Raw genomic sequence first — 18,331 nt, 5'->3', positions numbered from 1 at the left:
TGTAATCTTATGAAAATGGCCCGTTGGTGAAGCGGTTTAACACAGCAGCCTTTCACGCTGTCATACAGGGGTTCGAATCCCCTACGGGTCACCTAGAAAATCCCTACATTTTGTAGGTGATTTGGAGGCTTAGCTCAGCTGGGAGAGCATCTGCCTTACAAGCAGAGGGTCGGCGGTTCGATCCCGTCAGCCTCCACCACTTATATTAATGGACAAGGAAGGTCAGCTAAAAACACCACGTCCTGTGGCAACACTGACACTCAGTCGTCCTGACTATCGCGGGATGGAGCAGCTCGGTAGCTCGTCGGGCTCATAACCCGAAGGTCGCAGGTTCAAATCCTGCTCCCGCAACCAACTTTCTACTTGTACTTTGTTGAGTGATCAGCGTGATCAAGTAGGTCGGAGTGCCCATTGGGTGCAACCAAATATGGAGCTGTGGTGAAGTTGGAGTTCACGCCGGTCTGTCACACCGGAGGTCGCGGGTTCGAGTCCCGTCAGCTCCGCCATCTTTCTTAACAAGATGGCATAGTTCACAAGCATGAAAAAGGTTTAACACAATAAAAAAACCTTGATTTTTCATGAAAGATATGCCATAATGAAAGATATGCCGGTATAGCTCAATTGGTAGAGCACCTGACTTGTAATCAGGGGGTTGTGGGTTCAAGTCCTATTGCCGGCACCATGAAATTGGGGAGATAGTGAAGTGGCTAAACACGGCAGACTGTAAATCTGCTCCCTCCGGGTTCGGCGGTTCGAATCCGTCTCTCCCCACCATTTTTCATGAGCCATTAGCTCAGTTGGTAGAGCATCTGACTTTTAATCAGAGGGTCGAAGGTTCGAGTCCTTCATGGCTCACCAGTTTTTATAAACCCGAAAAGTGAAAGTCGGCTTATTAACAGCTCTGGCTACTTGGATGGGAAATGCGGTCGTGGCGGAATTGGCAGACGCGCTAGATTCAGGTTCTAGTGGTGGCAACACCGTGGAGGTTCAAGTCCTCTCGACCGCACCAATCAATTTCTTCTTACAATGCGGACGTAGCTCAATTGGTAGAGCGTCGCCTTGCCAAGGCGAAGGTCGAGGGTTCGAGACCCTTCGTCCGCTCCATAACATGTGCCCTTAGCTCAGCTGGATAGAGCGTTTGACTACGAATCAAAAGGTCGGGAGTTCGAATCTCTCAGGGCACGCTTCTTTACTACAAAAGTGAAGAAGAAATAATGTCGGGAAGTAGCTCAGCTTGGTAGAGTACTTGGCTTGGGACCAAGGGGTCGCAGGTTCGAATCCTGTCTTCCCGACCATGATTTGCCCACGTTTTACAGGTTTGCCGGGGTGGCGGAATGGGCAGACGCAACAGACTTAAAATCTGTCGGGAGTTTCTCCCGTACCGGTTCAAGTCCGGTCCTCGGCACCAGCATTTATTTTCATGCGGGTGTAGTTCAATGGTAGAACTCCAGCCTTCCAAGCTGGTCGCGTGGGTTCGATTCCCATCACCCGCTCCATACATAAAGCAGAGAGCCAATAGGTTCTCTGTTTTTTTGTGTCTAGGAAAGCAGGCCTATTTTTACTTGAGGAAAAAGTATGAAGGCTTATCCCATACTTGAGCAGATAAGCCTTTGTTCAATACAGGTATAATTTTTTGTCGAAAGCTGTCTGACGTTTTCTATGGTAGAAACATATGTTTTCGTGTACAGTAAAACTAAGGTCGCTTACCGATGAAATAATTGGTAACGGATCTCTTGCCTTGCCTCCTGCCTTGTCAGGGGGCTTTTTTGCGTGATACAAAAGAGAGCGACCCTAGAGCGCTTCCATTCGAGGACCAACTTCCTGGACATTCGCAATAGGCAGAGAAACGATAAAGCGTGTGCGTTTTTCATTGGAATCACAATGGATCGTGCCTTGATGTTTTTCAATAATATTTTTGCAGATGGACAAGCCAATACCTGTCCCATTTTGTTTAGTCGTAAAGAATGGTTGGAAAAGATTTTCCACGATTTCGGTTGGAATCCTTTCGCCGTTGTTTTCCACACTCAAATAGAGCCATCCATCTGAAGAAGTGGAAATGACATGAATATACTTGTCTGTACGATTTTGTACGGCGTCAATGGCATTGTTTAATAGATTGACGACAACTTGCTTCAAGCCTTCTTCATAGCATGCGAGTGAGCAGGGGTGGATTTGTTTTTCAAAACGTATGTTTTCTCCCACGAGGCGCGGCGTAATCAGCATCTCTACTTCTTCAAGCAGTTCTTCTACTTGAACGATTTTAAAAATTTCGTCGAGAATTGGTTTTTTGGAAAAGCTGAGGAATCCGGTCAGTTGCCGATGTAAATTCTCAAATTCATGCATGACGACTTGGATATACGTCTGAAGCTGGGCCTGTTCCTGTGTAGACTCGCCGATCAGCTTCAGGAACCCTTCAATGGCGCACAACGGATTGCGCAGCTCATGAGCCATATTGGCGGCTATTTTACCGAGCATGGTCAATTTGTCGTTATGCAAATAGGAGATCGTTTCTTCCTTCTGGACCAGTTCTTTATTAATCATTTGTTCAAAATGATAAACAGCCCAGAAGACACTTTCATCCATGGCCTTGCCCAGTTGGCTTTCCAAATAATGCATTTCTTGTGAGGAGAGGGACCATCTTTGCAATTCCGGTTGGAGAACCCGCCAGAATACATTCCGGTACAATTGATACGTGCGCAAAATGGAGGAGAAGGGGAATTCCTGAGAACGAAGCCACTCTCCCATATCTAATGCCCAAGTCTGCATGTCATGATCTACATCCTCAACCAGATAGCGAGCCAAGAGCACTGTTCGTTTTTCTGCAAAATCGCGAGGAATGGTTACGGGAATTTCCATGCTGCGAACAATTTCTTGCAGCCATATTGTGGTGATACTTGGTGTTAAGTCTAAAATCTTCCTTGAAATCTCATAAAGGTTTAGCGTCACAGTCTCCACCATCTCTTATCCACCCCATTAAAATCGTAAGGGAAAATGCCTAATTTAGACAAGGTATAATTAGCCTGATTTCGCAATAAAATGTATTTTTTTCGGAAGTTTTTATCTACAAAATCCGCTGAAAACCGCCTTTTTTCGGAAAAATATTCAATCATGAGTCCGATTCCAGTCGCATAAAGTAGAATGGACGAACTTTATTGGACCAGGGAGGCAGGGATGGGCGAGTATTTTTGGCTGGGTCTTGTACACATCTTTATGATCGATCTGGTATTAAGCAGCGACAATGCTGTGGTCATAGGTATGGCCTGCCGCGGACTCCCAAGAAATGAGAGAAAACGGGCGATTTTATATGGGACATTGGGTGCAATCCTCTTGCGAATTGTGCTAACGGGAATGACTACCTGGATGTTGGATATTCCTCTCGTGAAGGCAATCGGGGGATTATTATTGCTATGGATAGCGTGTAAGCTGATGCTGGGTGAGAATGAAGAGCTCGCAGACGTATCGCATAATCAGACAATTGGTCAGGCAGTCAGGACCATCATAGTAGCAGATTTTGTCATGAGTTTGGACAATGTTTTGGCAGTTGGTGGAGCAGCACATGGCGATTTATGGTTAGTTTTGCTGGGATTAGCAATGAGCATTCCATTATTAATGTGGGGAAGTGTGTGGATCGCCCGCGTGATGAATCGTTTTCCCAGTATGGTCATTATAGGTGGCGGAATTCTTACCTTTACAGCAGTTGATATGTGCCTTCAGGATCCGTATGTCTGGAAGTGGGTGAATCCATTGCTTCTCAATCATATGTGGTTGCCTGTATTGGCTGCCGTAGTAGTTATGTTTTGGGGGCGGATGAAAAGGACGTGAAAAGGTGATGAGGATTGTACATTGTTGGGCATACTACAACAAAGGTCATGATCGTTTTTGCGGAATGGAAGTGGTCACTTCCAGCTGAATGAAAACATAGCAGGAAAGGAACTATTTCGAAATGAATACAAGCCTCTTGATGCTATGGGGATACTGGGATGAAATCTACCAGCGTTGCACCAGACTTACCTATATTGAGAAAGGGAACAATATATTTCGCGTTGTTGTTTTACGCTATCGGGGAGAGCCACTCGTTACTACCGATAACTGCATCATTCATGACGGGGATTTGATCTTAAAGCTACATATACACAATTATTACTTTGCGACACTGTGCAAAGGAATGAAGGATGAACTGCGCGTGGCACTTCTTTTGCGAAGACATATCCTCCAATCACTGCCGAAGCTAGCCACGTTCCTGAATTCCATGGAAAATAAAGACCAAATAAAAGGGATAGTGGGAACGACCATGCTACATAAAGGGGTAACACCCCTGGGCTTTTCCATTTCTGATGTGCCCATGACTTGGTTTTTTCGATACAAGCGATGGTACTTGCGTCTCATGCTTAGAATCGTGCATCCCAATGGAAAGCGACGATTGCAATCATGGAATCATGAAATGCCCTTAAAGCGTGTTTATATGTCCAAGGAATTTTTACTTAATCAATATGCTGAGGGCAAGCAGCCTCTAGGAGAGTCCTACTAATGGCAAAGCGGTTTCTGTTAGTGACAGAGGAATGGGCAGGGAGTGGTCATCGGATGGCTGCTGAAGCTCTGCAAGAAGTTTTACTGGAAATGGAGGGTGCACGATCGGCGCGAGTGGTGGGAGGACTGAAAACCGCCAGTCCAGGCTTACGTGTGCTCTCTCATTTTTTTTATCGCAATATACTGCGCTACGGTCAACCCGTGTGGCAACGCATCTATGAACAAGAAGAAATGCTGGGCAGTGCATTGACCAAAGTACTGGGATGGTGGCTATCCGATCGATTAACCAATCAACTGTTGCAAGAAGAGAAGCCAGATGTCGTCATCGCCACGCATGCATACTGCTTGTCCGCATTGGCAGAAGCGAAGAGAAGGGTGTCCAAGCCTTTCCGGCTCGTTTGTGTACCTACGGACTTTCATATCAATCGGTTTTGGGTTCATCCAGAAATTGATGCGTACATGGTGGCACACGAGCAAATTGCGCAAATGCTAATCGAACGCTATGAAATTGCCCCTGAGAAAATTCACGTTTATGGCATTCCAGTTCGGCCTGCTTTTACTACAGCGCTGCATACCGACAAAGCGGCTTTGAAAAAACAGCTTGGACTCGTGCCGGATCAATTCACCGTGCTGATTGGTGGGGGAGAAGGCGGTTATGGTGGAATGGAGCAGGTCGTACGAGAGTTGCTGTTGGAAGAGCAACCATTGCAGATCGTAGTCGTCACAGGGAAGAATACAAGCCTGTACAGACGTCTGGCGGGCTTAATAGGTACGGAGAGCACTGAGCATCGTTTTCTATTGAAAGGATTTGAGCCGCAAATGTGGCAGTGGATTGGAGCAGCTGACGTCTATATAACGAAGCCAGGTGGCATTTCATGCGCGGAGTCACTCGCTCTTAAGACACCGCTCATTTTATTCCACCCATTGCCTGGACAAGAAAAGCATAATTGCTCCTTTTTACTCGAGCAACAAGCGGCGATCTTGGCTGAAACGCCAGTAGAAATCAAAGAAATCATCAGGTCATGGCGTCAGCCTGAAAAAAAGGATGCTTTTGTAAGAGGTTTGGACAAGCTGGGGCGACCAGAAGCAGCTCATCGAATAGCCCATGCTCTGCTCCAATTAACAGACTAAAATTGGAAGAAAAAAAGAACGAATGAACAAGCAAAACTTCACACATATTAAACTTACAAACGACGAGGAGGTGATACAAATGGCGAATAACAACAGATCCAGTAACAATCTGGTGGTTCCTCAAGCAAACCAAGCTCTGGACCAACTGAAATACGAAATCGCATCCGAATTCGGTGTTCAGCTTGGACCAGACACCACTTCCCGTCAAAACGGTTCAGTTGGAGGAGAGATTACAAAACGTCTTGTCTCCTTTGCTGAGCAACAACTGGCTGGACGTGGCTAATCTCATAAGCTGGATGAAGGGAGGCACCTATGGTGTCTCTCTTTTTGTTTTTCTAATAAAAGGTAATTATTTACAAATGAAAATGGAGAAGATCACTGCATAAATAATGGGTGGACGCGGATTCTATATGTGTTAGGAGGTGAGTGGATATGACAGTAGGAGCACAAGTAAAACAAACGCTTGCCAGCTTGAAAGGTGCACAAGCAGATTTTGAAACGTTTGCTCTTAGCACGCAAAACAAGAAAGCAAAGCAATTGTATTCGCAAGCAGCAGAGCAAACGCAATCCATCGTAGACAACCTCCAGCAGCGTGTAACGGAGCTGGAAAAGGAAGAACCACAGTTTAAGGGATTCTAGTGGAAGTATAGGGAAAGGGAGAGGGGCTTCCTCTCTCTTGGTTTTACTATCTATAAAAATCACCTCAGGTGATGGAGGTGGCTTATGCCTGATTGGTTATCCATCCTTTTGCGCTCAATAGGCGCTGTTGCTTACTTATTTCTATTGACAAAGATCATTGGGAAAAGGCAAATTAAGCAACTTACATACATTGAATATATCGTCGGCATCAGCATCGGTTCAATTGCGGCTTTTATGGCAACCGAAATGGATGGGCCGGTCTACCATAGTTTGATCGCCATGGGGATTTTTGCGCTTTTCCCTTATTTAATGGAGTGGCTTTCACTCAAGAGCAAGGTTCTCCGCGACTTATTTGAAGGGAAAACAACGGTTCTTATCAAGGAAGGCAAGATTTTGGAAGACAATCTGAAAAAGGAACGCTTGACCGCGGAAGACTTGATGGAGCAATTACGAATCAAAAACGTGTTCCGAGTAGCCGATGTAGAGTTTGCATTAATGGAAACAAGCGGGGAAGTCAGTGTCCTTTTAAAATCAGAGAGTCAGCCAGTAACCCCCAAACACCTTGAATTGACAGTTGCTCCTTCGGAAGAGAATCAAGTGGTCATTATGGATGGGGTGATCATGGATGAGCCCCTGGCAACAGCAGGTCTGAATCGCAGATGGGTGCGCACGGAGCTGCAAAAAGCGGGAGTGGCTTTGGAAAATGTTTTCCTCGGCCAAGTAGACAAAGGTGGAGAGCTCTATCTCGACCTGTATGACGATAAACTGATGGTTCCTGGTGCCCAAGCGATGAAGCTGGCTTTTGCTACATTGAAAAAATGTCAGGCGGATCTGGAGCTGTATGCACTCAGTACAAAGAATGAACAAATGAAGCGTACCTACCAAACCGATTCGGAACAGCTACAACAGATTATCGATCAAGTAAAACCATTCATGATACGGTAAAAAGGAGTGAGCGGCATGGCAGATCAAAAAAAGAAGAAGCTGACCCCCGTCCAGCAAGAATATCAGCAATTGGCAAAGACATACGAGCCACCGCGACCGCTTTTGCGCAATTTTACCCGGGCATTTTTAGTGGGTGGCGGCATTTGTATGATCGGACAAGGGATACAAGAAATGTTCATTCATTACTTCGATTTTACGGAGAAAACCGCTGGGAATCCTACAGCAGCTGTCTTGATCATTCTTTCGGCTCTATTGACCGGTTTAGGACTATATGACCGGATTGCCCAATGGGCTGGGGCAGGAACGAGTGTGCCGGTTACGGGCTTTGCCAACTCGATTGCTTCTGCAGCCATTGAGCACCGCAGCGAAGGATTTGTACTGGGGGTCGGTGGTAACATGTTCAAGCTCGCGGGGTCAGTGATTGTGTTTGGAGTGGCGGCGGCCTTCGTCGTTGGCTTGATCAAAACATTGTTTACGATGGGAGGCTGACGGATGCGCCAAGGTCATCAGTCTTGGGTCTTTCCTTTAAAACCTGTCATTCTCGGGCACGCTGCGATTGGTGGGCCTTTTGAGGCTAAGGGACCGTTAGCCGACGACTTTGATATCTTGCACGGTGACTTGATGATTGGACAAGACAGTTGGGAAAAGGCGGAGAAAGTCCTGCTAGAAGAAGCGTGCTCGAAAGCGGTGGAGAAAGCGGGGCTTACGAAAGAACAAATAAACTTTATGCTTGCCGGGGATTTAATGAACCAGATCATATCTGCCAGCTTTTCGGCCCGGACGCTTTCGATTCCGTTTCTGGGGATTTTCGGAGCGTGCTCAACAGCGATGGAGGGCTTGGCTTTGGCTGCTCTCATGGTGAATAGTCAAGCTGCTGAATACGTCTTGGCTGCTACCTCCAGTCACAATGGGGCTGCGGAAAAGCAATATCGTTATCCAACGGAGTACGGTTCACAGAAGCCCCCAACGGCACAATGGACCGTGACGGGAGCAGGGGCTGCTGTTGTAGCCAGTCAGGGTAAGGGATTACGGATTACGGGAGCCACCATCGGGCATGTAGTCGATATGGGATTGACAGATCCATTCAATATGGGAGCAGCGATGGCGCCAGCCGCGTTATCCACGATTGAGTCGCATTTCCGTGACTTTCAGCTCCCTCACGATCATTACGATTTGATTGTAACAGGGGATTTAGGACGAACGGGCCATGCCATTTTATCTGATCTGTTGCCCAAGCATCACATGCGCATTCCACTAGAGCGCTATGTCGATTGCGGGAAGCTCATTTATGGAGAAAATCCAAATGTGTGGTCAGGTGGTAGCGGATGTGGCTGTATTGCTACAGTGACGTACGGGCACCTACTTCGGCGGATGAAGCAAGGAGAATGGAAGCGGATCTTGCTGGTTGCCACGGGAGCCCTCTTATCCCCGTTGACCTTCCAGCAGGGAGAAAGCATTCCTTGCATCGCCCATGCCGTGGCTGTTGAGTCGGAGCAACTTGGAGAGTGATACCATGATGTTTTTGTGGGCGTTTCTCGTAGGAGGAACGATTTGCTTAATCGGTCAATTTCTCATGGATGTCGTCAAGCTCACACCTGCCCATACGATGTCTTCTCTTGTTGTCAGTGGAGCAGTGCTAGACGGACTTGGTCTGTACGAGCCACTGGTTAATTTTGCCGGAGCAGGAGCGACAGTACCCATCACGAGCTTTGGAAATGCACTGGTGCACGGGGCAATGGCGGAGGCCGAGAAGCATGGAGTTATTGGCATTATTACCGGCATTTTTGAAGTGACGAGTGCGGGGATTTCGGCTGCTATCGTTTTCGGATTTATCACGGCAGTCTTGTTTCGACCAAAAGGATAATAGCAGGTACATGTTGCCATTTGTTCCAAAATACTTGAATTGAACCTACTTTCGCCAACTTGTAGAATGAGTTGGGTAAAGGAGGGAACAATTTATGTGGTGGAGCAAGAAAGCAGTAACAACCTTGCTTGCTGCCTTTATGGCTGTAGCGTTTATTATCCCGGCCGACTCCCTGGCAGCCACACAGATTCAACGAGGTAGTGTGAACGGGGATGTATGGGATTTGCAGTATCGTTTGCAGATGCTGGGCTATTACAATGGCAATTTGGATGGCATTTACGGTGCGAATACAACAAAGGCCGTCAGACAGTTTCAAAAAGCATACGGATTACAGATTGACGGTATCACTGGTCCAAATACATGGCGCGTTCTAAAGAAAGTGTCGGTAAATAAAGCGGAAATGCAGATGCTGGCACAGTTGGTTTATTCCGAAGCACGTGGAGAACCTTATGAGGGCCAAGTGGCTGTGGCTGCCGTCGCGTTGAACCGTGTCCAGTCCAAAAACTTTCCCAATACACTTGCCGGTGTCATCTTTGAGCCATTAGCGTTTACCGCAGTAGTTGATGGACAATTCTGGATGACTCCTAACAAGACTGCTTACCAGGCAGCTTGGGATGCTGTACGAGGATGGGACCCAACAAACAATTCTCTTTACTACTTTAACCCTGTTACGGCGACCTCCGATTGGATTTGGTCTCGTACACAAGTGAAGAAGATCGGCAAACACATTTTTGCCATATAACCATTGTTCATGCAGCCCTTGAAACAGTCTTCGTCATGATGCTGTTCGAGGGCTTTCCTTTTGACTGGAAACTATTGTTCATTGTTTTTGCAAAATAGTTCGATAAAATGATACGAAAGGATTCGCATATTTCCCCATGGAGGTTGATGATGAAGAAACGGATGATCCTTGCCTCGCTGGCAGCCTTTTTACTCATAGGTACACCAGTTGTCGAGGCAGAAACAACTCACATGAATGAAACACCTTATGTAGACATTAGCGGCCATTGGGCAGAACAAGAAATCAATCAACTATACATAGCCGACGTAATTGGACAAAACGAATATTTTCGACCTGATGACAACGTAACATTGGGCGAACTGCTCACGATGTTTGTGAATGCCAAAGGAATTGAACCTCTTGGCAACAAACAATCATCCTTTGCGGACGTACCGGCAAACAGTTGGCTGTCGTCCTACGCAGAGACGGCCTATCGACTGGGAATTGTCCATGGGCAGAAGCAAGGAAATCACCTATACTTACATCCGGATGCCCCAGTAAAAAGAGCAGAGCTTGCCTCTATTCTGGTAAGAACGATGGGGGACAGCGGAGTAGTCAATAACTTGAAGTGGTCTACGACGATCCAGACATTGAACCAATACCCGGATGGGAACAACGTGAAAGAGAAAGAGCAGCGCCCACTCGTTTACGCCATGCAAAACGGGTTAATGAGTGCTTATGAGGACGGTACATTAAAGCCAGACAAGTACATGACGAGGGCCGAAGCTGCCACATACGCGGCTCTTCACTTGCTTCCGGATAAGCCGAGAATGACAAAAGCCCTCGCGAACGGGACACCTTTTCGCCAGGAATTAACGGTACAGACGACTGCTTACAGCTACACGAACGACAAGATTCTGTCGTATCTGGAGTATCCACTACGCGAAGGTGTTGTAGCGGTTGATCCAAATGTCATCCCGCTTGGTACGCACTTGTACATCGATGGCTACGGCTATGCAGTGGCAGCTGATATCGGTGGTGCGGTAAAGCAACGCCATGTTGATCTGTATCTTCCGACGTTGAACGAAGCTGAAAATCACGGCTTGCAAAAAGGCGTTAAAGTATACGTGCTAGATTAATAAAAATGCTGAACATATTTCCTGCTCTTTCCACTCATACTAACGTGGAAGGGGTGGGATTTTTTCATGGTATGGGTGTTGCTAGGATTGCTTGGTTTATTTGTCTTACTAGTAATCACGCCAATACAGTTGACGTGTTTATACAGTCGCGAGGGTGATAATGATCAATTGGAGATTACGATTGCAGCTTGGGGTATCATTCGCAGGAAATACGAAATTCCCATTCTCCTCTTGAAAATGACAGAAGCTGGGCCAGAGCTTGTTGCAAAGCTGGAAACGATCCAGCATGGAAGCAAGCTTCGGGAAAAGGTCAAAGATTTTACGCGGAGACAAGTGAAATTATGGTATCGCAATTATCGTGACGTGTTAGAAAGAGTACGTGACTTGCTGCCTTTGCTAAAAGACCTGTTCAAACAAACTCGCTGTTCGAAATTAGAATGGCATACGTTGTTGGGCACAGGTCAGGCAGCGGAAACAGGAGCACTGACAGGACTAATCTGGGGAGTGAAAAGCCTGATTGTCGGGATTCTCTCCCACTCCATCTCTTTACAGACGATGCCTGCCATGAGTGTACAGCCTGTCTGGAACCAAGCACTTCTACATACGAAAGTTCAAGCGGTGTTGCATTTTAAATTGGGTCAGTTCGTTTTCTACGCGCTAAAAGTCTTTCTGCAGATTCGAAAAAGTAAACAGCGAAAATGGCAAGCTGCGCCTACGCGTGCCTAATCACAAATGTAAGAGCATGCATATTTATTCCCTTGTGCAGGGTACATGCTTCGGATTTGTTGGGGGAATGATAAAACATGACACAGATAGGAAGGAGGAGCGACAAATATGGCAGACCACCCGATTCAAGGCCTCATGAGAACAGCGATGGAAAATCTTAAGCAAATGGTGGACGTGAATACAATCATTGGTGATCCTGTTGAGACACCTGACGGTAGTGTCATTCTTCCGATCTCCAAGGTAGGATTTGGTTTCGCGGCCGGGGGTAGTGAGTTCCAATACGATCAGCATCATAATGGGCACCAACACCATCAGCAACATGAACATACGGGTCACCCGTTTGGCGGGGGTAGTGGGGGCGGTGTCTCCATCACGCCTGTAGCTTTTTTGGTCGTAGGCAAACAAGGAATTCGTTCGATCCCGCTTGAAAATACGACCCATCTCTACGACCGGATTTTGGATTCTGTTCCACAAATCGTGGATAAAGTTCAGGGGATGTTTACCAAATCCGATGAACCTACTGTTTATTCCAATACGATAATTGCCAGAGCAGAAGAACAAGATTTGGAAGACCTTATGGATAGAAAGTAAAAAGGAAGACAAGCACAAAACAGGTATGCTCCATAAAAGGGGCATACCTGTTTTTCGGTAGTAAGCGTATGGCATTACCAGAGTTCGTTTACATACAAGCCTGTTTTCGCAACATGCTGATAATGAAGGCTCGAGCTGGAGGAGGCGATATAAGGATGAAGGGCCATCGCTTCCTCGTAGTAACGTGAAAAGGAGCCAAGGGGCTTGCTTTGCAATCCCAATGTACCTGCTCTGAATGCTTGGGCTACACGCTCCATTGTATTTGTATAGTCCACATAGCTGGTCTGTACGGCCTCCAACCATTTCTCATCGTCCATTTCCAGTTGTCCATCTGGTAACAGCTTGATACCAAATGTTTGGAGTTTTTCCTCTGCGTCTTTTGCCACTTGAGCGAATGCATCCAGCTTTTGCGTCGTCAGGGTATCTGCTTTTTCCGCAAGAAATAGCTGCAGGCGATTGTATTTATTTACTAATGACTGTGTTCGCTCATGTAATCCCTCAATGTCAGGTCCAGCCTCGCTGTCTTTCCCGGCGGCAATGAATTCCCGAGCACTCTTCTCCAAATCTGAGGAAAACCGGTACAGACGCGATAAGGAATCGGAAAGCTCCGTTGTCCATTGCTGCTGACGAGTATAGTACGGCTGCAAATTAAAACTGAGAATCGGATTGACTGGGGTGCTTAGTTTTGCCTGAAGCATATGGGAATGATAGCGGCCTACCCGCTGCGTAAATGGAACATGGCTGACTCGATTCGTTTTCATGTCGGTCACCTCCTCAAATGTAAATGGAATGAATCCCCAGGAACAATTTACTATCTCCTATTATAGACGATGCCTACTCCATTTCAATGAGCAGATCGCCAGTTTGAATAGCTTCGCCTGCTTTCACGTAGACGGCTTTAATTTTTCCATCGAGCGGGGCTTGAATCGTCGTTTCCATTTTCATCGCTTCACTCACCAGAAGATGCTCGCCTTTTCGCACCTTGTCACCCTCTGCTACAAGCACCTTGAGCACTTTTCCTGGCATGGAGGCACCGAGGTGGGCAGGGTTTTGCGCTTCTGCTTTTCGGCGGATCAGTTCAGAGACTTTTGCGGATTGGTCACGGATGAAGATTTCACGTGGCTGTCCGTTTAGTTCAAAATAGATGATGCGTCGGCCATCTGGATGAAGCTCGCCGACTGCGACCAGCTTGATAATCAATGTTTTACCACGCTCGATCGTGATGGCAGTTTCCTCACCCGGTCGCAATCCGTAGAAAAACGTTCCCGTATTCAATACCGACAGATCACCGTATTCCTTCAGGCGTTGTTCAAATTGCAAATAGACTTGCGGATACATGATATACGACAGGACGTCTAAATGACTGGGTTCACGTCCGATTTTGGCTTCCAACTCAGAAGCAACTTGTGCAAAGTCAATGGGCGCGAGCAATTCGCCAGGACGTGCCGTAAAGGCATCGCGACCTTTTAGCACGAGCTCCTGCAACTTCTTCGGGAACCCTCCCGGCGGTTGGCCGAGATACCCTTGGAAAAATTGAATGACGGAATCCGGAAAGTCGAGGCGTGTGCCTTTCTCCCAAATGTTTTCCTCATTCAAATTGTTTTGGACCATGAACAGGGCCATATCACCGACGACCTTGGATGACGGCGTCACTTTTACGATGTCGCCGCACATCTGATTGACGACAGCATACATGTGCTTCACTTCGTCCCAACGACCTTCCAGTCCAACCGCTTTGGCTTGCTGCTCCAGATTGGTGTATTGGCCTCCAGGCATTTCATGAACGTACACCTCGGTGTTACTCGCTTTCATGCCGCTTTCAAAGCCTTGGTAGTACGGACGTACATCCTCCCAGTAATCAGACAGCTTGTTGAACGATTCAAGAGATAAGCCAGTCTCACGCTCCGTATGGGCCAAGCTCGCGATCAACCCGTTCAAGCTTGGCTGGGAAGTGAGTCCAGACATGGAGCTGACGCAAGCATCGACGATATCCACGCCTGCTTCGATCGCTTTCAGAAGCATGGCGCCAGCATTTCCTGATGTATCGTGCGTATGCAGATGGATCGGAATGCTGATTTCTTGTTTTAAAGCAGAGACGAGGGAATAAGCAGCATACGGCTTCAAAAGACCTGCCATATCCTTGATCGCGAGAATATGGGCACCTGCTTTTTCCAATTCCTTAGCCAGATTGACATAGTAGGCCAAGGTGTATTTGGTCTTGTTCGGGTCCAGAATATCTCCGGTGTAGCAAATCGCTGCTTCGGCGACCTTGCCAGATTCACGTACGGCTTCAATCGCTGTTTGCATTCCGGGAAGCCAGTTCAGGCTGTCAAAGATCCGAAAGACATCAATGCCGTTTTCCGCAGAGGCTTTGACAAAGGCATGAATCACATTATCCGGGTAGTTGGTGTAGCCTACGCCATTTGCTCCGCGCAAGAGCATTTGGAACAGAACATTCGGTATGCGTTGGCGAAGGATTTGCAGCCGTTCCCAGGGAGATTCCTGCAAAAAGCGCATCGTCGTGTCAAAAGTGGCACCGCCCCACATCTCCAACGAGAAGAGCCCGGAACCGAGCTTGCCTGTTGCTTCTGCAACGGAGGCGAGATCGTACGTGCGCACACGCGTCGCAAACAAAGACTGGTGGGCATCGCGGAATGTCGTGTCTGTGACAAGCACCTGCTTCTGTGCCTGAATCCAGCGTACCAGACCGTCGGCACCTTCTTTATCCAAAATTTGCTTCGTACCGTCCGGATATGGCTGGGTAAATGGTGTCCGCGGGATGCGAGGCGAGTCGAAGTGCGGCTTTTTCTCCGATTTCTGAAGACCAGGATATCCGTTGACAATCGTGTCTCCGATATAAGATAGTAATTTGGTACCACGGTCCTGACGGCCAGGGAAGATGAACAGCTCTGGTTTGGTGTCAATAAACGATGTATCGTAGTTGCCACTCAAAAAATCAGGATGTGTCACGACATTTTCCAAAAACGGCAGGTTCGTTTTCACGCCACGGATACGGAACTCACGCAATGTGCGCAGCATTTTGCGAGCGGCTTGATCAAAGCTCGCGCCATACGTAGAAATCTTGACCAGAAGCGAGTCATAAAACGGGGTAATGATCGCGCCTGGATAACCATTGCCACCGTCCAGCCTTACACCGAAGCCGCCACCGGAACGCCAGGCGGACAAGCGACCGGCATCTGGCAGGAAGTTGTTTTCAGCGTCTTCTGTCGTGACACGGCACTGGATGGCAAAACCACTCATCTGGATATCACTTTGCGCTCGAATGCCAATCTCCTCATCGGAGAGCGCATGACCCTCGGCTACGCGAATCTGCGACTGAACAATGTCGATTCCAGTGATAAGCTCCGTGATGGTATGCTCTACTTGAATACGTGGATTGACTTCTATAAAGTAAAAACGCTTGTCCGGCGTCAACAAAAACTCGACTGTTCCAGCGTTCGAATAACCGGCTTTTTTCATGAGAGTGAGAGCAGCCTGGCAAATATCTTCACGCAGTTTGTCGTCCAACGATAGGCTCGGTGCTACTTCGACCACTTTTTGATGGCGCCGTTGAACGGAGCAATCGCGCTCATACAGATGGACGATGTTTCCTTGGTTGTCACCGAGAATTTGGACCTCGATGTGTTTGGGCTGCTCCAAGTATCGCTCCAAATACACCTTGGCATTGCCGAAGGAAGAGCGGGCCTCGGAACGTGCACGATCTAACGAATCTTGCAATTCCTCCTGACTGCGGACGATACGCATGCCACGCCCTCCGCCGCCAGATACGCCTTTAATAATGATGGGGTAGCCGTATTCTTTGGCAAAAAGAAGCGCCTCTTGGAGTGTTTCGATTGGCTCCGGAGTGCCTGGAATCACTGGGATTTCCGCTTCAATCGCAAGACGACGTGCTTCTACCTTGTCCCCGAATTTGTCGATCAGCTCAGGGGATGGTCCAATGAAAATGATGCCTTCCTCTTGGCAACGCTTTGCAAAATCAGCATTTTCAGCAAGAAATCCATAGCCTGGGTGAATGGCATCGATATCGTTGCGCTTGGCAATTTCGATGATACTTTCGATATCGAGGTAAGCCTCAATAGGCCCTTTTCCCGCACCGACCAAGTAAGACTCGTCAGCCTTGAAGCGATGGATAGAAACATTGTCCTGCTCGGAGTATACGGCTACCGTACGTATGCCGAGTTCCGTCGCTGCACGAAAGATCCGAATGGCGATCTCACCGCGGTTTGCTACCAGTAGGCGATTGATTTTTCTCTTTTTCATTATTCTCTCCCCCTTACGTCTCGGAAAAAAAGACGCATTAAAATTATATATAGAACAAATATACAAAATTTTCTCGACACAAGACACACTTTTTTCGATCACAGGAGGATAGATGAGCGTGAACAATCAGAACGACAAGCTGCCTGTATTTGTGTATGGCACACTTTTGGCGGGTTTTGGAAATCATAGGAATTACGTAAAACCATATGAGCATGAGGCAACACCTGCGACGATTCAAGGCGAGATCTATCACTTGCCGGCAGGCTATCCGGGATTGCTGAAAGGCGAGCAGAAGGTCGTGGGGGAGATCGTCATGTTTGCCCCTGACGTGTACGAGCAAGCACTAGCTGGACTGGACGAGCTGGAGACGTACTATGGCCAGGGTGATCCGCGCAATGAATACGAACGGATCATCGTGCCAGCGACGATGGAGGGAACAGGTCAGGTCGTGAACGTCTACGTTTATCGTTATTTGGATCAAGACCTGGTCAAGCAAACAGGCGTGCACATTCCGCATGGGAATTGGCGACACTACATGCAGGAGCTGTCTGAATAGCCAGTGCTGGTTTTGCCAAAACTGGTAGGGAAAAGGAGGGAGCCCAGCCATGGAATTACTCCATTGTGAACCTGCCCAAATCTGGCGTTACCTGATACCGCAAAATCAATGGATGTTTCCCGAAGAAGTTCCAGAAGATGAACTGATCTTTCATTATCGCGACTATATTTATTTTGTAAACAATGATGGCTCAGTTTTGTCCATGCCACAGCCTGCTTGCTTCGAAACGCTGGATATGGGGACCTTGCTGGAGTATTTGGCAACATCGGACGACACCATCGATTTTGACGATGAAGGAGAATTCGATTACGGTCATGTCTTAAAGCGTATGGGGTATATCGTGCCAGTCAGAGACAAGCGTGAAAAAGCTACCTATCAAATTGAGATTATCAACACGGCGTTGCCGAAAGCACATGGAACGCGGTACGAAATGAAGCAGGTTACCTTCGCTTTTGCCCTCTATCACGCGCTGATGCGCTGTCATGAGCTGAATGCGAAAACGGATTGGGAATATGAGCATGAAGTGAAGCGAATCGCCGAGGTACAAGCCAAGCAAAGCGGGAAAGTGCAAGTGAATCTGTAATTTCTACTATTGGCATAGTGAAAAAAAGTGAATGATAGGGTATGATAATTGAGGTACATACTGAAAGATTTGGTGAGGAGGAAGAAATCATGACAACTGCTGTTGAGCGTCAAGGCGCATTTGTATTCAAAGGTGGTCCTGTAACACTGCTCGGTCCTGAAATCAAAGTAGGAGATACTGCTCCTAACTTTACTGTAGTAGGTGGCGATCTGTCCCCTGTAACTTTGGAAGATTCCAAAGGCACGGTTCGCATCATCTCCGTAATCCCTTCTATTGACACTGGCGTGTGCGATGCACAAACTCGCCGTTTCAACGAAGAGGCTGCGAAATTGGACGGCGTTACTGTGCTGACTGTTTCCGTTGACCTGCCATTCGCGCAAAACCGCTGGTGCGGTGCTGCTGGCATCGACAAAGTGAAAACAGTATCTGACCACAAAGACCTGAGCTTTGGTACAGCTTACGGCGTAGCGATCAAAGAATTCCGTCTCTTGGCTCGCGCTGTATTCGTAATCGATGCAAACGACAAGGTTGTACACGCTGAGTATGTGGCTGCGGCTGGTGAGCATCCAAACTACGAAGCGGCGATTGCTGCTGCACAAGCTGCGAAGTAAGCAATTTTCATAAGTAA

General features: G+C 47.5%; 19 protein-coding genes and 13 tRNA genes. 29 read left to right on the top strand and 3 right to left on the bottom strand.

The genetic code is table 11. The features are described from left to right. The first annotated feature begins 17 nt into the window (after positions 1-17). From HP568_RS29115 to HP568_RS29055, 13 genes are all read left to right on the top strand, one after another. Positions 18-91 (top strand) — tRNA-Glu (locus tag HP568_RS29115). A 32-nt stretch (positions 92-123) separates the two neighbouring features. After that, a tRNA-Val gene (locus HP568_RS29110) sits at positions 124-199 on the top strand. 78 nt (positions 200-277) lie between these two features. Beyond that, positions 278-354: transfer RNA gene (locus HP568_RS29105), tRNA-Met, on the top strand. A gap of 75 nt (positions 355-429) precedes the next feature. Beyond that, a tRNA-Asp gene (locus HP568_RS29100) sits at positions 430-506 on the top strand. A gap of 100 nt (positions 507-606) precedes the next feature. Further along, positions 607-682: transfer RNA gene (locus tag HP568_RS29095), tRNA-Thr, on the top strand. 7 nt (positions 683-689) lie between these two features. Next, a tRNA-Tyr gene (locus HP568_RS29090) sits at positions 690-774 on the top strand. Positions 775-782: 8 nt separating this feature from the next. Further along, positions 783-858, top strand: a tRNA-Lys gene (locus HP568_RS29085). Positions 859-922: 64 nt separating this feature from the next. After that, positions 923-1,009: transfer RNA gene (locus HP568_RS29080), tRNA-Leu, on the top strand. 19 nt (positions 1,010-1,028) lie between these two features. Next, positions 1,029-1,104, top strand: a tRNA-Gly gene (locus tag HP568_RS29075). A 6-nt stretch (positions 1,105-1,110) separates the two neighbouring features. Continuing rightward, positions 1,111-1,184: transfer RNA gene (locus HP568_RS29070), tRNA-Arg, on the top strand. A gap of 34 nt (positions 1,185-1,218) precedes the next feature. Beyond that, positions 1,219-1,295 (top strand) — tRNA-Pro (locus HP568_RS29065). A 25-nt stretch (positions 1,296-1,320) separates the two neighbouring features. Further along, positions 1,321-1,408 (top strand) — tRNA-Leu (locus tag HP568_RS29060). Positions 1,409-1,422: 14 nt separating this feature from the next. Next, positions 1,423-1,496: transfer RNA gene (locus HP568_RS29055), tRNA-Gly, on the top strand. A gap of 295 nt (positions 1,497-1,791) precedes the next feature. Here the strand turns inward: HP568_RS29055 and HP568_RS29050 are convergent. After that, positions 1,792-2,958, bottom strand: coding sequence for a sensor histidine kinase (locus HP568_RS29050; protein WP_048033958.1), 1,167 nt, complete (start codon positions 2,956-2,958; stop codon positions 1,792-1,794). A 213-nt stretch (positions 2,959-3,171) separates the two neighbouring features. Here HP568_RS29050 and HP568_RS29045 point away from each other — a divergent pair, with 213 nt between their 5' ends. The 13 genes from HP568_RS29045 to ytfJ all read left to right on the top strand — a co-directional run bounded on the left by HP568_RS29045 (position 3,172) and on the right by ytfJ (position 12,283). Beyond that, complete coding sequence (locus HP568_RS29045) at positions 3,172-3,822, top strand: TerC family protein (RefSeq protein WP_048033957.1); 651 nt, start codon at positions 3,172-3,174, stop codon at positions 3,820-3,822. Between the two features lie 121 nt (positions 3,823-3,943). Continuing rightward, the gene (locus tag HP568_RS29040; RefSeq protein WP_173630909.1) at positions 3,944-4,528 is read left to right on the top strand and encodes a YkoP family protein; all 585 of its coding nucleotides are present in this window, start codon (positions 3,944-3,946) and stop codon (positions 4,526-4,528) included. Continuing rightward, positions 4,528-5,658: an MGDG synthase family glycosyltransferase gene (locus HP568_RS29035; protein ID WP_173630908.1), complete on the top strand. Its 1,131-nt coding sequence runs from the start codon at positions 4,528-4,530 to the stop codon at positions 5,656-5,658. Before HP568_RS29040 ends, HP568_RS29035 begins: the two co-directional genes overlap by 1 nt. Before the next feature lie 79 nt (positions 5,659-5,737). Beyond that, positions 5,738-5,941 (top strand): alpha/beta-type small acid-soluble spore protein, encoded by a 204-nt coding sequence (locus tag HP568_RS29030; protein ID WP_007717155.1) that lies wholly within the window; start codon positions 5,738-5,740, stop codon positions 5,939-5,941. A gap of 149 nt (positions 5,942-6,090) precedes the next feature. Continuing rightward, entirely contained in the window at positions 6,091-6,297 is a 207-nt protein-coding gene (locus tag HP568_RS29025) for a DUF1657 domain-containing protein (RefSeq protein ID WP_007717150.1), read from the top strand. Between the two features lie 84 nt (positions 6,298-6,381). Continuing rightward, positions 6,382-7,242, top strand: a complete 861-nt coding sequence (locus HP568_RS29020; RefSeq protein ID WP_048033954.1) for a DUF421 domain-containing protein — start codon at positions 6,382-6,384, stop codon at positions 7,240-7,242. Between the two features lie 15 nt (positions 7,243-7,257). Continuing rightward, the gene (gene spoVAC, locus HP568_RS29015; RefSeq protein ID WP_173630907.1) at positions 7,258-7,731 is read left to right on the top strand and encodes a stage V sporulation protein AC; all 474 of its coding nucleotides are present in this window, start codon (positions 7,258-7,260) and stop codon (positions 7,729-7,731) included. A 3-nt stretch (positions 7,732-7,734) separates the two neighbouring features. Next, the gene (gene spoVAD / locus HP568_RS29010) at positions 7,735-8,751 is read left to right on the top strand and encodes a stage V sporulation protein AD (protein WP_048033952.1); all 1,017 of its coding nucleotides are present in this window, start codon (positions 7,735-7,737) and stop codon (positions 8,749-8,751) included. A gap of 4 nt (positions 8,752-8,755) precedes the next feature. Further along, on the top strand, positions 8,756-9,106 hold the full coding sequence (spoVAE, locus tag HP568_RS29005; protein ID WP_048033951.1) for a stage V sporulation protein AE: 351 nt from the start codon (positions 8,756-8,758) through the stop codon (positions 9,104-9,106). 94 nt (positions 9,107-9,200) lie between these two features. After that, positions 9,201-9,848: a spore cortex-lytic enzyme gene (gene sleB / locus HP568_RS29000; RefSeq protein ID WP_173630906.1), complete on the top strand. Its 648-nt coding sequence runs from the start codon at positions 9,201-9,203 to the stop codon at positions 9,846-9,848. A gap of 149 nt (positions 9,849-9,997) precedes the next feature. Then, a complete protein-coding gene (locus HP568_RS28995) occupies positions 9,998-10,966 on the top strand; it encodes an S-layer homology domain-containing protein (RefSeq protein WP_048033949.1) in 969 nt (322 codons plus the stop codon). Positions 10,967-11,032: 66 nt separating this feature from the next. Then, complete coding sequence (locus HP568_RS28990) at positions 11,033-11,692, top strand: DUF2953 domain-containing protein (RefSeq protein WP_173630905.1); 660 nt, start codon at positions 11,033-11,035, stop codon at positions 11,690-11,692. 108 nt (positions 11,693-11,800) lie between these two features. Then, complete coding sequence (ytfJ, locus tag HP568_RS28985; protein ID WP_048033947.1) at positions 11,801-12,283, top strand: GerW family sporulation protein; 483 nt, start codon at positions 11,801-11,803, stop codon at positions 12,281-12,283. A gap of 74 nt (positions 12,284-12,357) precedes the next feature. On the opposite strand, the gene HP568_RS28980 is transcribed toward ytfJ, so the two are convergent. Both HP568_RS28980 and HP568_RS28975 read right to left on the bottom strand, forming a co-directional pair. Further along, entirely contained in the window at positions 12,358-13,044 is a 687-nt protein-coding gene (locus HP568_RS28980; protein WP_173630904.1) for a hypothetical protein, read from the bottom strand. 73 nt (positions 13,045-13,117) lie between these two features. Continuing rightward, on the bottom strand, positions 13,118-16,564 hold the full coding sequence (locus HP568_RS28975; RefSeq protein ID WP_173630903.1) for a pyruvate carboxylase: 3,447 nt from the start codon (positions 16,562-16,564) through the stop codon (positions 13,118-13,120). Between the two features lie 112 nt (positions 16,565-16,676). Here HP568_RS28975 and HP568_RS28970 point away from each other — a divergent pair, with 112 nt between their 5' ends. The 3 genes from HP568_RS28970 to tpx all read left to right on the top strand — a co-directional run bounded on the left by HP568_RS28970 (position 16,677) and on the right by tpx (position 18,314). Further along, positions 16,677-17,120 carry a gamma-glutamylcyclotransferase family protein gene (locus tag HP568_RS28970; RefSeq protein WP_173630902.1) on the top strand — a complete coding sequence of 148 codons (444 nt, stop codon included), beginning with the start codon at positions 16,677-16,679 and terminating at the stop codon, positions 17,118-17,120. A gap of 49 nt (positions 17,121-17,169) precedes the next feature. After that, a complete protein-coding gene (locus HP568_RS28965) occupies positions 17,170-17,703 on the top strand; it encodes a hypothetical protein (protein WP_173630901.1) in 534 nt (177 codons plus the stop codon). Positions 17,704-17,792: 89 nt separating this feature from the next. Next, on the top strand, positions 17,793-18,314 hold the full coding sequence (gene tpx / locus HP568_RS28960) for a thiol peroxidase (protein ID WP_048033942.1): 522 nt from the start codon (positions 17,793-17,795) through the stop codon (positions 18,312-18,314). Positions 18,315-18,331 lie beyond the last annotated feature (17 nt).

The organism is Brevibacillus sp. MS2.2, from assembly GCF_013284345.1.
GTDB classification, from domain to species: domain Bacteria; phylum Bacillota; class Bacilli; order Brevibacillales; family Brevibacillaceae; genus Brevibacillus; species Brevibacillus brevis_C.
This window is presented reverse-complemented; position numbering and strand designations above follow the sequence as displayed.

Excerpts from the sequence above, each read along its gene's own strand:
- HP568_RS29050 (WP_048033958.1), bottom strand. The coding sequence starts at position 2,958 with ATGGTGGAGACTGTGACGCTAAACCTTTATGAGATTTCAAGGAAGATT.
- HP568_RS29045 (WP_048033957.1), top strand. The coding sequence starts at position 3,172 with ATGGGCGAGTATTTTTGGCTGGGTCTTGTACACATCTTTATGATCGAT.
- HP568_RS29040 (WP_173630909.1), top strand. The coding sequence starts at position 3,944 with ATGAATACAAGCCTCTTGATGCTATGGGGATACTGGGATGAAATCTAC.
- HP568_RS29035 (WP_173630908.1), top strand. The coding sequence starts at position 4,528 with ATGGCAAAGCGGTTTCTGTTAGTGACAGAGGAATGGGCAGGGAGTGGT.
- HP568_RS29030 (WP_007717155.1), top strand. The coding sequence starts at position 5,738 with ATGGCGAATAACAACAGATCCAGTAACAATCTGGTGGTTCCTCAAGCA.
- HP568_RS29025 (WP_007717150.1), top strand. The coding sequence starts at position 6,091 with ATGACAGTAGGAGCACAAGTAAAACAAACGCTTGCCAGCTTGAAAGGT.
- HP568_RS29020 (WP_048033954.1), top strand. The coding sequence starts at position 6,382 with ATGCCTGATTGGTTATCCATCCTTTTGCGCTCAATAGGCGCTGTTGCT.
- spoVAC (WP_173630907.1), top strand. The coding sequence starts at position 7,258 with ATGGCAGATCAAAAAAAGAAGAAGCTGACCCCCGTCCAGCAAGAATAT.
- spoVAD (WP_048033952.1), top strand. The coding sequence starts at position 7,735 with ATGCGCCAAGGTCATCAGTCTTGGGTCTTTCCTTTAAAACCTGTCATT.
- spoVAE (WP_048033951.1), top strand. The coding sequence starts at position 8,756 with ATGATGTTTTTGTGGGCGTTTCTCGTAGGAGGAACGATTTGCTTAATC.
- sleB (WP_173630906.1), top strand. The coding sequence starts at position 9,201 with ATGTGGTGGAGCAAGAAAGCAGTAACAACCTTGCTTGCTGCCTTTATG.
- HP568_RS28995 (WP_048033949.1), top strand. The coding sequence starts at position 9,998 with ATGAAGAAACGGATGATCCTTGCCTCGCTGGCAGCCTTTTTACTCATA.
- HP568_RS28990 (WP_173630905.1), top strand. The coding sequence starts at position 11,033 with ATGGTATGGGTGTTGCTAGGATTGCTTGGTTTATTTGTCTTACTAGTA.
- ytfJ (WP_048033947.1), top strand. The coding sequence starts at position 11,801 with ATGGCAGACCACCCGATTCAAGGCCTCATGAGAACAGCGATGGAAAAT.
- HP568_RS28980 (WP_173630904.1), bottom strand. The coding sequence starts at position 13,044 with ATGAAAACGAATCGAGTCAGCCATGTTCCATTTACGCAGCGGGTAGGC.
- HP568_RS28975 (WP_173630903.1), bottom strand. The coding sequence starts at position 16,564 with ATGAAAAAGAGAAAAATCAATCGCCTACTGGTAGCAAACCGCGGTGAG.
- HP568_RS28970 (WP_173630902.1), top strand. The coding sequence starts at position 16,677 with ATGAGCGTGAACAATCAGAACGACAAGCTGCCTGTATTTGTGTATGGC.
- HP568_RS28965 (WP_173630901.1), top strand. The coding sequence starts at position 17,170 with ATGGAATTACTCCATTGTGAACCTGCCCAAATCTGGCGTTACCTGATA.
- tpx (WP_048033942.1), top strand. The coding sequence starts at position 17,793 with ATGACAACTGCTGTTGAGCGTCAAGGCGCATTTGTATTCAAAGGTGGT.